Raw genomic sequence first — 14,065 nt, 5'->3', positions numbered from 1 at the left:
ATAAAGCAATTCACAAATGTAGCGATCCTGTATTATTTAATAGTTGATGACTTTGTTTTACGATGCTGAGCAAATTTACCGGCAACGAATACTCTGATCTGATCAATGAATTTAGACTCGTCAAAAGACTCAGCATGTGATCGGATAAAAGAGGGATCAAAACGATGCTCTATGGTTTCAAATTGTTTGACAGCATTCGTTAAATCTTCGACTGTTTGATTGCTGAAGAATAGGGCGGTTGCTCGTGAGGGTTCATCCATAACCGGAATTTGGGTCGCCAATACGCCACCCGTACCATAGGCGATTACAGGCCTTCCAGCAGCATTAGCCTCCAGGGGTGTAATGCCATAGTCCTCATGCTGGGGAAATATAAATGCCCGGCAATTTGCATATACATCAGCCAATTCTTTAGCGGACAACCCGCTCATGAATTGCACATTACTCTTTGCTCCCGCCTTAATTTCATCTTCCTGCAGACCTTTTCCAACAACGACTAAAGGATAGCCGAGCCGGTTGAATGCTTCTATCACCAGGTCTACCTTCTTATAATATTCTAAACGAGAGACTACTAAATAATAGGACTTGGGAAGATCAGAGATATGAAAGTTTCGTGTGTTGACAGGTGGGTTAATTATCTGCACCTCCTGTTTTATTTGATAAGCCGTTTGTAATCGTTCTTTTGTTTCCTCCGTCATAGCCACGAAAAAATTGGGCCGTTGAGCTGCTTCGAAGTCGATTGCCCTTAATTTTTGTACCACAACGTCAAATAATTTCCGTGCTAATCCGGTTGACTTGGAATATTGGGCGTACGATTCTGGATCCCATGCCAACCTAAACGGGGTAAAACTATAGCTTATTACCAAGGCGTCGGGTCTTACTTTCACATATTTAGCACAATGCGTACCAGACATCAAAACCACATCGAACTCCGTTAGATCGTGTGACTGCATGGCCCACACACCCAGTGGAAAAAATAATTTTTTCATTGTATCGTCTGTTTTAGCGATACGTTGCAGCCAGGTTGTACGAATATCACATGATTGAAATTCAGGAAAAGTCAACTCAGGCCGATAACATTGTGTATAGATGGGCGCATCTGGAAATGCCTTATGGAAACACAGAGCAACCTGTTCACCGCCCGCCCGACACATGAGCCCATCCTGCACTAAAGCAATCTTCATAAACGAATAATAGTATGACAAACGCTTACAAAAGTAGGTAATACAATCTGGAAAAGACAAAAGCCTGTTTCCACAGGCTTTTGTCTTTTATTTTTTTACTACTCGGCTGCTTACTTGCTGTCGCCCAGTCTTTAATACAGGTATATAAATGCCAGACGAATGAGCATCAGCCTTCCACTCAAATTGGTGCTTTCCAGCAGGTAGTTGGCTGTTTTCCAGCAAATGCTCAACAATTTGCCCCTTTTCATTAACCACAAACAAGTTGATTACTCCAGTTTCGGGTAGATCAAAACTAATCGTTGTGGATTTATCAAATGGATTTGGGAAAGCCACCAGTCGTAGGCTCGCGTCATGCACCTCCTGCACATGGGCAGTGAACACCGAACCCTGCTTAGCTTCAAAACCAGGAAGAAGCTCTATAGTATGCCCTGCCCGGTATTCGACAGTGGTTCTGGCCAATACCGTATTGACAGCGGCTATTTTTTCTGTAGCCTGCTCAACATAAGCTCTATTTGGCGTGTAAGTAAGCTGAATATATTGTTGCTTACGTATCTCCTGAGCTGCAGCCTTAACCATCAATAAACATCCGACAATACTCAATATAATGCGCATGTTACTTATGGTTTAGACGTTGTAACGAATTGATACGCTTTTGCATGCGCACACTCTGGCGCTTTAGCGCGTCGTTCTCTTTTTTCAGCTGAATCATGTAAAGCGTAAGCTCTTCGACCTTTTCCAGCAACTTAGCTTCCATTGCGCCAACGTCAACTCCTTCTTTCACAACCTCTTCTGCAGAAGGCAGTCCAGGCAGGTGCTGATTTTTATTGATATACGTTTCAACCGTTGACAAGCTTTTCAGCTTGTAATTACGTTCGAATACTTTATCCGACCAGTCGTCAGTCGTTTTGATAGCTACCTTAACTTTCTCCGTTAAAACGCCATCGGAAACATACAGCCGATAACCAGCGGGAGTCTGTTGAATGCCATTACCAATGATAACACCGCCTTCATTTATATTTTTAATATTATTGCCTTCAGTTTTCCATTGGCTTCCATCCGCATCTGCAGCTATCCGGGCACCGCTTCCGCTCGTACTACCAAGTACGACATCGCCCTGGGCGTTTACAGTTAAGAATTTAGTTTGGTTTACTAAGCTTGTGGAAGTTGCGCTCGTTAAATTAGTAAGCCGTAGACCGCTCACGCCAGACGTCGATGAAGTAATTTCAAGCTTTGCTTTAGGAGCAGTGTTACCAATACCAACGTTAGCATTGTTGCCAAGAACAAGGGCATTACTTACAGCTACTTGGGCATTAGCGCCAATAGCAGTAGCATTAGTTAAATTATTGTTAGACGCGGAGACACCTGCACTTCGGCCGATAAAAGTATTAAAGCTTCCACTTACATTTTGCGCTCCTGCGTCTCTACCGATCGCGACATTATCTCCAGCCGTGTTTCCGTTGATACCTGCATCTTGTCCAATATAGGTGTTACTGGAACCTGTTTGATTACGATGGCCGGCACCACTACCTACAAATGCATTAAAATTTCCGCCTTGGTTATAGTATCCGGTTAAGTTACCAAAAAATAAATTATATCCACCTGTGCTATTATTGTAACCCGCTCTTGTACCAAGAAATAAATTATATCCACCATTCACATTGCTACGTCCGGCATCATGCCCTATAAAAGTATTATTTGTTCCTGTTTCATTGAAATACCCAGAGGCATTTCCAATAAAAGTATTTAGTTCTCCAGTGGTATTGGAATAGCCACTTAAGTTACCCAAAAAAAGGTTGTAATTAGCTGTGGTATTATTATATCCTGCCCCAATACCTATATATACAGATTCACTACCAGATGTATTGCTATATCCTGAAGTATAACCAATAAAAGCATTATTTATACCCGTTGAATTAGTAACTCCTGCTTTATAACCTACAAATATGTTCTTAGCACCCGTAGTATTGGCACTTCCAGATAAGGACCCCAAAAAAGTATTATAGCTACCTGTTGAATTGGTCCCTCCAGCATCAGAGCCCACAAACACATTATCTCCACCCTCTGTGTTACTATATCCAGATCCTGTCCCAAAAAAAGCATTGTTATTGCCAGTGGTATTGAAACGACCTGCTGATTGGCCAGTAAAAACATTATTGTAACCACTGGTATTTTGATAACCTGTATAGCCTCCAAGAAATGTATTACCATTTCCTATAGTATTGGAATATCCACTACTGAACCCAAAGAATGAGTTGTTTTGACCTGAAGAGTTACTATATCCGGCCATGGCGCCAATAAAAGCATTCTGAGTTCCTGCCATGTTCATTGTACCACTTCCTCTACCAATCATTAGATTGCTAGCACCGCTCATGTTTGTGTTACCAGCACCAATACCAACCAATGTATTGTCGGCTCCTGGAGTTGTTGATGAAGGAGTAGTAGAAACGTAGTTAGTCTGAGCAAAAATTGGGCTGGCTACAAAAAGGCTAACAAAAACAACAAACGTAAAAATTTTCATACGTACAAAGCTATTTATATTGTTGACGCACTATAAAGAACAGGGTGACATTTTATTTTTCTCTATTCGATGGCTACATACAATGTAAATCGTCTAATACACTCAGTATTCAGTCATCGACGTAATATGCCTATCAAATGGAATGCCAACTTGTTAAAAAAATAGCATTACAGTTAACAAATATAGTCCTCTCCCTATTTATAGACAAAAATACGAATCATATATACAAAAGAATATACACCTTATCCTGTTATACAACTATAATTAGCACCAAACTACTTTGTATTACTAGATTTTATATGATTTTTCAAATTATCCAAGCTTATAGTAATAATGGCTCGAATTTTGACGAGTCAGAATGGCTCCATCACCAATACTTATATTTCCTCTACATATATTAAAGTTAACTTTGCTATTGTGCCTGCATTAGTGGCATTACATGTAAAACGAATAATGTTATTTGATGGGATTGTAATTTGAACGCTGGATGAGGGTATATTGCTAGTGATGGCCGCTTGGGTATTATCATAATTTCGTATCACTTCAATGACCGTTGTCCCAAAAGAACCAAAAATACCATTACTAGATACAAATGTTGCTTTATATGCACCTCCTATACTAGGCCGCTTTATCACTGCATTTATATCGAAGTTTATCACCTGTCCAGCTTTAGCCATAGGAGTCTCTTTTAATACAATATTGGGAAGCAAAAAACCTCCTTTGATTGTTTTGACTTTATTAGATAAATAATAATAACCAGATTCGTTATTAAGAGGAGCATTTTCAAAAAATACATCTTCTTTCATTATACTTCCGTTTATGATGTTGTTACCAAGCCGGTTAACACCTTCAATATATAGTCTCTTGTCATACTCACCAGCATTAAATACTATACGAGAAGAATTTGGCCGAACACGTAATGAATTAGCTGAAGATAAATCGCGAAATTTAGCATTATTGATAGTCAACTCGGTAGAGTTTGAAATATCGAAAGCAGCGCCAGAACTTGAATTAAAAACGTGAGTGCTTACTAAGTTTGAAACAGACGAGTAATTTGAATGATCAAACACAATCTCATTCTCAGCAATAACAGAATTGAATTGACAGTAATCATTATCGGTACCATTACTAGCTTTTGTTACGTGAAAGGCAATTTTGCTACCTTTCTGGTTAGGACCACACAATACATTATTAACCTGAAGAAAATTACAAGACTCAATTAAAATCCCCTTATTTACTGGTACATCACTTACAATATTGGTGAACTTAGCGGTTTGTAATCGTCTAAGATTAAAATTAACGCCATTATTAATTCCATAACAATTCACAATGCCTAATCCACCAGCTCCCCCTCCATCGTTGGCACCTTCAGCGAAGAAGCCTGTCTCACAACCAAATGCTAGACAATTATCAAATTTAGTGTCCCGATTAAGCTCCGAATCGAACCCCGTTTGACAGCCAAAAGCGTATGTATTAGTTACCGCACTCATACCGGCATTCTCAATTCTAAAACCTTTCCATAGTTGAAAGAAAACAACATTATGAATTTCAAAGAAATGAGCATATTTTGTTAATATACCGTTTGGACGGTTTACGTTGTCAGTTTGAAACCACAGATCATTAATTTGCAACTTTGCGTCTTGCTCTGGCTGAGGAGAAAAAGTAAAATTGAAAGCCCAGAAGGAATTAGTAGTCCCCACTACCCATATTGTCGCATTATTTCCTTGTATTGTAAGAGAGTAATCGTTGTTCCTTATACGTGATTGTGCTGATAAGTCATACAAAACTGTGCCTGTTATCTTATAAGACGCATTATGTTCAAAAACCAAAACTGCCTTCTTCAGCGCTTTACAATAGTTCATGGCTAATCTAATTGCCTGAGTGTCATCTGTAACTCGGTCGCCCTTTGCACCAAACTGCTTAACTCGAACAATATGTATGTCTCGTTTATATCTTTGTCCTTTTGCAGTTACAATGACAGTTGCTGAATTATCAACGGTTGTATTATCAGTAACATCAAGTAAAAATTGACCCTGTTTACCAGCATCTAATATATAAACTGCTGCTGGTCCATTGCTCTTTAAAGACCGTAAGGCACTCAAGCTGATCGTTGAGATTTTAGACTGATCGATAGCAATCAGCTGATCAGTAATTTCCGAAGTAATATCTTGTATTTTCTGATTTGAAACTTGGGCATTATGAGCCGGCCCTAACTTTTGATTAATATATGCTTTTAGATTATTTAAATTAGTAGGTACCTGAGCAAACAAAGAGCTGGTCAAGAGAACTAAAAATAATATTTTTTTCATACTGAATAATTTAATCTCTACTAACGCTCAATACTAACAATAAACTTTGATACGGATTTGCTCCAAGAGAATTCTTTACACCTGAGGCTACCTTCAAGTATAAGTTGTTTCCTAATGTTTTCATTTAATAAAACACTTTGTAATCCATCTGCAATACTATCTACCTCTAAGGGGTTTATATAAAGAGCAGCTTTCTCTCCACAAACTTCAGGCAAGCTTGACGTTGAAGAAACAATTACTGGGCAACCACAAGCCATGGCTTCCAAAGGAGGTAAGCCAAAGCCTTCATATATAGATGGAAAGGCTAGTACTGCTGCAGATTGATATAATATTGGAAGATCCATAATGTCGACGTACCCAGTAAATGTTACGCGACTGCTCAGTATTTCATCATTCTTTAGTAAGTCAAATACTTCTTCATCACCATTTATAAAGCCTTCTTTCTTACCTACTATAACCAAACAATAGTTAAAGTCTTTACTTATGAGTTTTTTAAAAGCTAATAACAGCCTCACTATGTTCTTATTGGGTTTTACGTTACCGACAAATAATATATATTTATGAGGAAGCGATAACTTTTCTCTTACTTTATATACTATATGGCTGTTGTTATTGATAGAAAACTTATTTAAATCAATTCCATTATATATTGAAATTATATTTTTTTTAGTATTAACATGCCTGTATATCTCTGACCTAGAAAATTCTGAAACTGTAAAAACTATATCAGAGAGAGCGACAGCTATCTTCAACATAAGTTTGGCATATAGACGCTTAAAAGGACCTAAAGTGTTTCCAAACGTTATATGATAAGTGTCATGAATTGTGACAAGTCTTTTTTTTGCACGTATAGGCAGTAGAGGAATGTTATAATGAGGACTCCAAAATATGTCACATTTGGGTACAACAAATGGCAAATATAGTTGCTCTAGAATTGAATATATAGGTACATCTATATCTATTATTTTATAATAATGATTATTATCAAACACAGAAGATAATTCCTTTTCCGAGCCAAGTAGCACTATAGAATATTTACCTGTGTTTGCCAGACCTTTTACGAAATTCTCAATATATATACCTATACCAGAATTTAATATCATCCGTGCATCTACAACAAAAACTTTGCCTACCATTATGATATGTCATTAATGATGTACACTTGAATTCAAGCTTAACGCTTCGATAAAACGTTTTAAAAGAAATGAACCAGCTAATATTAATATAAGCACATAAAATGACCAAAAACCTGCAGTAATATAAAATTGACTAATAAAGAAAGTCAAAAAAGTTGTTGAATACATTGCAATATAATTTTGTCGAGGCTTGGTAGCGAGCTTCTTTATTTTAATGTCTGCCAACCGCATAACATACCCTCCTAAAAAACCTAGAACAACAATTCCTAAGACGCCAAAATTAAAATAAATTTCTCCAAATCTCCCTGGTCGTAAACCCGGATGCAATGTTGGATCAAAACCGACCATCAAATCAGTATATACTCCAAAAGCATAAACACTTCTAAATTCCGATAGCGAACGGGGAATAAATGACATAAAAGCCGACAAATAGCTTTTACCTAAGAGAAGATTATCATCCCAATACGCCAAAATCCAAGCAAAATCTCGAACGTCAGAAAAACTATTACCGTAAAAGAAAGAGTATATGGCTGAAAATGATTCGCTTACAGGGTCCACTCTTCGCAAATTTTCTAGGGCGAATATTAAAAATAAAGCTACTGATCCTAAATAAAAAAAATATTTAAATTTTATATTATTTTTTTTCCCAACTAGATACAGTAAAAAACTATTTAAAAATGGAATTATAAGAGTACCTCTAGCTCCATTAAAAATAGCAAAAACCGCTATAAAAATATAAATATACAAAAAAATCTTTTCTCTTTTTTGTAAATAACGAATAATAATAAAACCCGATATATTCGTAAATAATGCGGTCCAAAGGTTAAAAAAAGACTTTAGTAAAGAATTTTCCGCATAAAAAGCACTACGTAAGTTAAAAGAAAAACCGAAAATAGCGATTGCATATAGTAAACCTAAAATAGTAGTCAAAGAAAGTACCCATGACAAGAATAAAATAATAGGTTTACTTTGAATAGCATGTGTAATCAACTTTTCGCCAATAAGACTAAATGTATTTATAATACGATGAAATTTATGACCGAGAGACCTATTGTTACAGGCATAAAATCCAATATAAGTAAAGAAATAACCTGTGATACTGAGTATATATGCTTTTTCTACATATTCTTGAATTAAGGAAATAACCGGCCCAGTTGAAATAATATTGAACTCTGAAGCCGCAAAAGGATACATAATATGTATAGGAAGTATGTAATATAGAAACGTATTAAAATGCCAAAAATCTATTTTAAATCCTAACCGATAACAATACTTATAATAAGACCATATAAAATGTCCAATAAATAAAAGTGATAAAATAATTAACCACCCATTTGCACTTACGGCTCCAAATAACGCGTCAAAACATAGCACAGTTAATCAATTTTAGGTAGAAAAAATCTTGAATTTGGGTTAAAAACTATTCTAGCCATTGTTAGTATTCGATCAAACTGACCTTTATAAATACGAAGCAAGAAACTCAAAATAACACCAAGAAATATCGTGACTTTGCAAAAAGAATTTTCATATTTTCTGGTATAAAGTAGTTTACTTCTTAAAAAACAGTAATCAGAAAGTGCACTCTTATTCAAATAATTATCTTTATTTATTGTACCTCCTTCTTTATGTAAAACAAATGCTTCAAGTGTATAATCAATCTGCCAACCTCGTTTCTCTCCTCGCTTAGTCCAATCTAACTCTTCAAAATACAGGAAATACTCCTCGCTTAATAACCCCACATCTTTTACAAAATTGACGGATACCAGCATAGATGTACCTGGTATGTAACTTACTTTAGGCTTAATGTTATATTTTATTGTTCCTGTGTCGGCCTCGTTATTTCCCACCTGGCGAATAATTCCTATATAGGGATTATATAAAACTCCGCCTAGACACTGAATAACATTAGGATTATTATAATACAATAGCTTGCAACCAACGATTCCTAATTTCAACTTTCTTTTTTCTGCTAAAGCATACACGTTCAGCATTTCACCAAGAGAATTTTTATCTACTATTGTATCATTGTTCAATATCCAAATATACTCAGCATCCGAATTCTCCATTGCATGACGGATGCCGTTATTATTACCAGCACTGTAGCCCCCATTTTGTTTTGATTGGTAGAAGGAGTAGCTTTTTGCGCCTAAACTCGAATCACTTAATTTATCTGAAAAATCATGCTTTATATACATCAAGTCAAATTCCGACTCTATTGTACAACTATCAATTAAAAATTTATCCTTGGACCAACTTATAATTTTCGATAATGAATCATCAGTTGATAGGTTATCAATAACAATTATTTTAAAGTTGCAATTATCAATTTTCAGAAGGCTTTCTAAGCATTCGATAGTATCTCGCCATCCGTTGTAATTTAAAATAATTATGTAAACCATAAAAGTATGATTTATATTATGATTTATGTGTCAAATATATAACTATCTGATCCGCTCCTTTATTTCCTTCAAGAGCGGACATCTTATTTAAGTTAGTAGTTTGACGTTGAAAATCTTTAATTACTTCTTTGCTAAAAATAGATTTTTCTGCATTGATACGATAAGAATTTTCCGCCCAAAGAGATATATCGTTTTTGTATTGTTCGCTTCCCCAAAATTGCAAGGTAGTCGAATCATAGAAAGCTTTGTCAATTCTAAGATTTGTATTTTCTAATAGACATTTTATACCTAAGACACTAAATATTGTTAGATGTCTAGGGGCATCAAGTTGAATCCAATCTGAATTATATTGATCCCAAACTAAGCATGGAACTATTGGAGTTCGTATAAGGCATATTCCATCTTTTGATAAATGCTTGTCTATAACTTGAAGCGTTAGCGCAGGAGATTCCAAATGCTCGATTACATGATGAAGCATAATTAAATCCCATTCGCCTTCTATCTGATCAATAGGCTTCTTTTGTATAGCAAGTCCGTTCGAATATTTTATATCTTGTTCAAGATAAGGGTCCACGCCTAGTAGGTTTTCATACCCTAATTCTCTAAGACTATAAAGCAATTGACCTTTACCACAACCGACATCTAAAATGCGGGTTGTAGATTTAATCTTTGCCTGCGCTAAGCTCATTATAGTTTCATTAGGATAAAATTTATAAAGAAGTTTTCCTAATAAACCCTTTGAACTAACGGCATACTTATCTCTTATTTTCCTAGTAATTTTCTCTAGTGGATTTTTATAATTATCATCTGGACTAGCTAACAAACTATAATAACTGTTCGGATAATATGGAGACATATCTTTTGGGATATCGCAAAGTTGAAAGCAGCCGCATGTTTTACATTCAGCGTACAAGAACTCAACCTTTGTACCAAACATCATTTCACGAACGTTGAATGTAGTTAGATCACTACTACCACAGATCCTGCAGACTTTTTCGTTAGTTTTATTCACAGACTTTGAATGTTTGTTTGTTTACGCCAAATAGAATATTTGCCCATTTTTATCTCTAAAACGGTATGTAATGAGCACGTAACGAGTATTTGAATGAGTAACAATGATAAAGCAGCACCATTTACTCCGTATACTCTTACTAAGATAGGACAAGCCAGTAGATTAATGAAGGTAGCTGAATTAAATATTATTGCATATTGTCTTTTTAAGTTCTTTGCCAGCAAAATTTGGTAGGCAGGAATATTTAGACACACTATATATATTACGGGACTCATTAATTTCAACAAATCTATAGTTTGTCTCTCAAGACTATTAGTCGTCCAGAATACGATTTGCTCAGCATAAGTGAATAAGCAAATGCACATCATTAAAACAAATAGGTTAAATGGCAAATAAATATTTCTAATATATTTTTTCACTTCGAGAAAATTAGATTGTATCAACTTGCATACGTATGGAAAAGTAGCTTGTGAAAACACAGATAATATTTGCCATAAAGCAAATATTATTTTTTCAGCAATGCTATAATTACCTATAATTTTGTCACTTACAAAAAAACTAAGAATTATTATATTAGAACTACTAAAGCCTATTATTGACAAGTTTGATATAAGCATACTCCACCCATCACGTAAATTATTAAAAATATTTTTCCATTTTGGTAATACCACTAACAAACCATACTTACTGTAAGCAATATAAATACCGTAAATACCAGAAATTAGATTAGCTGACCCATAGATTCCCAGTACATATTTGTAATCTTGAGGGCTTTTAATTATAAGGTAAATAAGCGTTATTAAAATGATTTTTGAAATCAAGTTAGCAACAGTCAGATGATTCATTTTTTCAATCCCTTGAAAGTACCAAACTGGCATAATTGCGTTTCCGAATATATATATTATACCTATCAAAAATAACTCTGATTCTTTTTGAAATTTAGGTAGTAAAATTATTAATATTAATAAAATTATTATACTAATTAAGAATAGTATAGCTTTTGTAGCCAGCACATTACAAAAAATTATTGAGAGTTGCTTTACATCTCCTTGTTTCATTGACACTTCACGTGTAGAAGATAGATTGAATCCATAATCTGTGAACGTATTGAAATATAACATTATAGTCAGACCATATGAAACAATACCAAAGTTACTTGATCCTAAAATTTTTATTAAATATGGAAAACTTAAAATCGGAACAATAAAGTTTGTAAGCTGTACCGTAGAAAGGGCAAGAAAATTTAATGCTATAGGCTTATAACTCCTCAGACTTTTTATTTTATGATACAAATCATATAAAACAAGTTTCATAACAATCAATTAATTAATTAAATACCGAACATACCTAGGGAAATATTTCAACATAAAATATTTCCCTAGGTATTACATAATTAAATTATCTCTAGAAAACGTAAACCTTTATTGTTATCAATTTTCGCTGATCTTTTAAATTAAAGCTTCTGATATATCATCATTTGTGCTACTTTATCCATATTATGACGAGCCTTCCAATTCAATTGATGATGAGCCTTTTTCGGATTAGCATGCCCCTCGGCAATATCTGTTGGACGGAAAAAACCAGTATCTATGTGAATATGTTCTTCCCAACTTAAACCGACCGTTTTAAAAACTATATCAATAAAATCTCTCAGTTTTCTCGTTTGTCCAGTAGCGATTACATAGTCGTCAGCTTGATTCTGTTGTAGCATCAACCACATAGCTTCAACGTAATCAGGTGCCCAACCCCAATCCCGAGCAACATCAATATTACCAAGAGTGAGCACTTCTTTGCTCCCATTAGCAATACGGCAGGCAGCCGAAACTATCTTTTGTGTTACAAAGCGCTCCGGTCTAAGAGGAGATTCATGATTAAATAGGATACCCGTAGAGGCATGTAATTGGTATGCTTCTCTATAATTCGCTACTTGCCAGAATGCAGCCGCTTTAGCAACTCCGTAAGGACTACGTGGACGAAATGGTGTCATCTCATCTGCAGCTACACTACCCGTGTCACCAAAACACTCGCTAGAACCTGCATTGTAAAAACGAATGGGATTTCCTGTAAAACGTATAGCTTCTAGAAGGTTAAGTGTTCCGACGCTAATGCTTTCCAAGGTTTCTACTGGTTGTTCAAAGGATAGTCCAACTGAGCTTTGGCCCGCTAAATTATAAACTTCATCAGGCTTTGTGCGCTGTAACGTCTGCAAGACGGAACGAAAATCACTAATGCTAATTGAAACCGTTTCTATATCCTGTCTAATGTTCAATTTATTCAAACTGCTGAATGAAGACATTTGCGCATCCCTAGATCCGCCGAAAACTTTATACCCTCGATCTAATAAAAGCTTAGCTAAGTATGCTCCGTCTTGACCAGATACACCACATATTAATGCTGTCTTCACAATATCACATTTTTGAGTTAAGAATGAACAAGCGTACCACTTGAATGAAAAGTCCCAAGAAGATTCCAGCAATTGCAAAACCCACTATTATCAAACTTCGCTTAGGAGCACTTTTTTTCAAAGGTATCCGAGCTGGTTCTAAGATCTTGAATACTGGTGATTCTTCGGATACCTTAATCTTTGCTTGCTCAAGCTGCTTAGAAAGGTCATTAAAAACACTTTGTGTGAGTATAAAGTCTGCCTGAAGCCTTTGCTCTTCAATCTTTGCTGTGTTCAAATACAGACTACGATTCTGATCCCGATAGTTAGATAGGGCGTATTCCGCTCGTTGATATCGATTTTTTGCGTCGTCTACTTGACGGGTTAAAAAATGAACTTGGTTTCTAGCTTTTCCCGTTCTATAACTAATCATGTAATTCGTTAAGTATTCTAACGATAAGCGAGCTACAGATGCCGCCACAACCCGGTCAGAAAATGTAGCAGCCACAGTAATAACCCCAGTCTTCTTATCATATGTAGCTGATACAGCATTATGCACCCGCTTAATTAGATCTTCTTGCTTTTTCGTAATCTGTAGAGCCCTGCTTCGATTCTTCGGATCTGGCAGTACCCCTTCCTTGTTATTACTATCATCCGAGCTAATCAACCCTCCCAACCAAGATTGCTTACTTTGCTCCTCAATAAAAATTTGTAATGATGCTTCTTTTCCCAGAAGTTGTGAGTATACTGGTTTCTGTAAAAGCTGTAGGGCAAATGGAGTACTTTGTAACACATCAGGATATATGTCAGGCCGGATAGCATCCGTATTTCCATTAGGTACATTTGCTATATCAATTCCGGCTAAACCTGCTAATGACCCTAATCCGCCTAGCCCACCTACTTTTGCCTGAATCTCAGGCAAAACCGTTACCTGAGCGCTATAAAGGTCAGGCTTCGAATACGAATAAAGGGCACCAATCAGTAGAAAAGTTAAGCAACATATAATAACTGTTTTACGACTAGTTTTCAGAAACTGTACAATATCTTTTAGCCGAATCTCTATCTCCTCGTCTTCAGTATTTTTTTCTTTTTTAGTCTCCGTAACTGACATAAGTATAACAGAAGGA

Annotated in this window: 11 protein-coding genes; all 11 read right to left on the bottom strand. The window is 35.8% G+C overall.

All coding sequences use genetic code 11. The annotated features are described in order from the left end of the window. Positions 1-32 precede the first annotated feature (32 nt). A complete protein-coding gene (locus SD10_RS00560) occupies positions 33-1,181 on the bottom strand; it encodes a glycosyltransferase (RefSeq protein WP_046375204.1) in 1,149 nt (382 codons plus the stop codon). An 87-nt stretch (positions 1,182-1,268) separates the two neighbouring features. Then, on the bottom strand, positions 1,269-1,793 hold the full coding sequence (locus SD10_RS00555) for a T9SS type A sorting domain-containing protein (protein WP_046375203.1): 525 nt from the start codon (positions 1,791-1,793) through the stop codon (positions 1,269-1,271). 1 nt (position 1,794) lies between these two features. Further along, positions 1,795-3,699: a beta strand repeat-containing protein gene (locus SD10_RS00550; protein ID WP_046375202.1), complete on the bottom strand. Its 1,905-nt coding sequence runs from the start codon at positions 3,697-3,699 to the stop codon at positions 1,795-1,797. Positions 3,700-4,076: 377 nt separating this feature from the next. Beyond that, complete coding sequence (locus SD10_RS00545) at positions 4,077-6,008, bottom strand: hypothetical protein (RefSeq protein WP_046375201.1); 1,932 nt, start codon at positions 6,006-6,008, stop codon at positions 4,077-4,079. Between the two features lie 20 nt (positions 6,009-6,028). Further along, positions 6,029-7,144, bottom strand: a complete 1,116-nt coding sequence (locus tag SD10_RS00540; RefSeq protein ID WP_227699099.1) for a glycosyltransferase family 4 protein — start codon at positions 7,142-7,144, stop codon at positions 6,029-6,031. Between the two features lie 12 nt (positions 7,145-7,156). Further along, positions 7,157-8,338 (bottom strand): O-antigen polymerase, encoded by a 1,182-nt coding sequence (locus SD10_RS00535; RefSeq protein WP_046375200.1) that lies wholly within the window; start codon positions 8,336-8,338, stop codon positions 7,157-7,159. A 182-nt stretch (positions 8,339-8,520) separates the two neighbouring features. Beyond that, on the bottom strand, positions 8,521-9,543 hold the full coding sequence (locus tag SD10_RS00530) for a glycosyltransferase family 2 protein (protein ID WP_046375199.1): 1,023 nt from the start codon (positions 9,541-9,543) through the stop codon (positions 8,521-8,523). Between the two features lie 16 nt (positions 9,544-9,559). Further along, entirely contained in the window at positions 9,560-10,555 is a 996-nt protein-coding gene (locus SD10_RS00525; RefSeq protein WP_052731025.1) for a class I SAM-dependent methyltransferase, read from the bottom strand. Continuing rightward, positions 10,552-11,868 (bottom strand): oligosaccharide flippase family protein, encoded by a 1,317-nt coding sequence (locus SD10_RS00520; protein ID WP_046375198.1) that lies wholly within the window; start codon positions 11,866-11,868, stop codon positions 10,552-10,554. Before SD10_RS00520 ends, SD10_RS00525 begins: the two co-directional genes overlap by 4 nt. 140 nt (positions 11,869-12,008) lie before the next feature. Further along, complete coding sequence (locus SD10_RS00515) at positions 12,009-12,959, bottom strand: GDP-mannose 4,6-dehydratase (RefSeq protein ID WP_046375197.1); 951 nt, start codon at positions 12,957-12,959, stop codon at positions 12,009-12,011. 4 nt (positions 12,960-12,963) lie between these two features. Further along, a complete protein-coding gene (locus SD10_RS00510; RefSeq protein WP_046375196.1) occupies positions 12,964-14,049 on the bottom strand; it encodes a Wzz/FepE/Etk N-terminal domain-containing protein in 1,086 nt (361 codons plus the stop codon). Positions 14,050-14,065: the final 16 nt, after the last annotated feature.

The sequence above is a fragment of the Spirosoma radiotolerans genome, assembly GCF_000974425.1.
GTDB lineage: Bacteria > Bacteroidota > Bacteroidia > Cytophagales > Spirosomataceae > Spirosoma > Spirosoma radiotolerans.
This window is presented reverse-complemented; position numbering and strand designations above follow the sequence as displayed.

Excerpts from the sequence above, each read along its gene's own strand:
- SD10_RS00555 (WP_046375203.1), bottom strand. The coding sequence starts at position 1,793 with ATGCGCATTATATTGAGTATTGTCGGATGTTTATTGATGGTTAAGGCT.
- SD10_RS00540 (WP_227699099.1), bottom strand. The coding sequence starts at position 7,144 with ATGGTAGGCAAAGTTTTTGTTGTAGATGCACGGATGATATTAAATTCT.
- SD10_RS00535 (WP_046375200.1), bottom strand. The coding sequence starts at position 8,338 with ATGTATCCTTTTGCGGCTTCAGAGTTCAATATTATTTCAACTGGGCCG.
- SD10_RS00560 (WP_046375204.1), bottom strand. The coding sequence starts at position 1,181 with ATGAAGATTGCTTTAGTGCAGGATGGGCTCATGTGTCGGGCGGGCGGT.
- SD10_RS00545 (WP_046375201.1), bottom strand. The coding sequence starts at position 6,008 with ATGAAAAAAATATTATTTTTAGTTCTCTTGACCAGCTCTTTGTTTGCT.
- SD10_RS00520 (WP_046375198.1), bottom strand. The coding sequence starts at position 11,868 with ATGAAACTTGTTTTATATGATTTGTATCATAAAATAAAAAGTCTGAGG.
- SD10_RS00550 (WP_046375202.1), bottom strand. The coding sequence starts at position 3,699 with ATGAAAATTTTTACGTTTGTTGTTTTTGTTAGCCTTTTTGTAGCCAGC.
- SD10_RS00530 (WP_046375199.1), bottom strand. The coding sequence starts at position 9,543 with ATGGTTTACATAATTATTTTAAATTACAACGGATGGCGAGATACTATC.
- SD10_RS00510 (WP_046375196.1), bottom strand. The coding sequence starts at position 14,049 with ATGTCAGTTACGGAGACTAAAAAAGAAAAAAATACTGAAGACGAGGAG.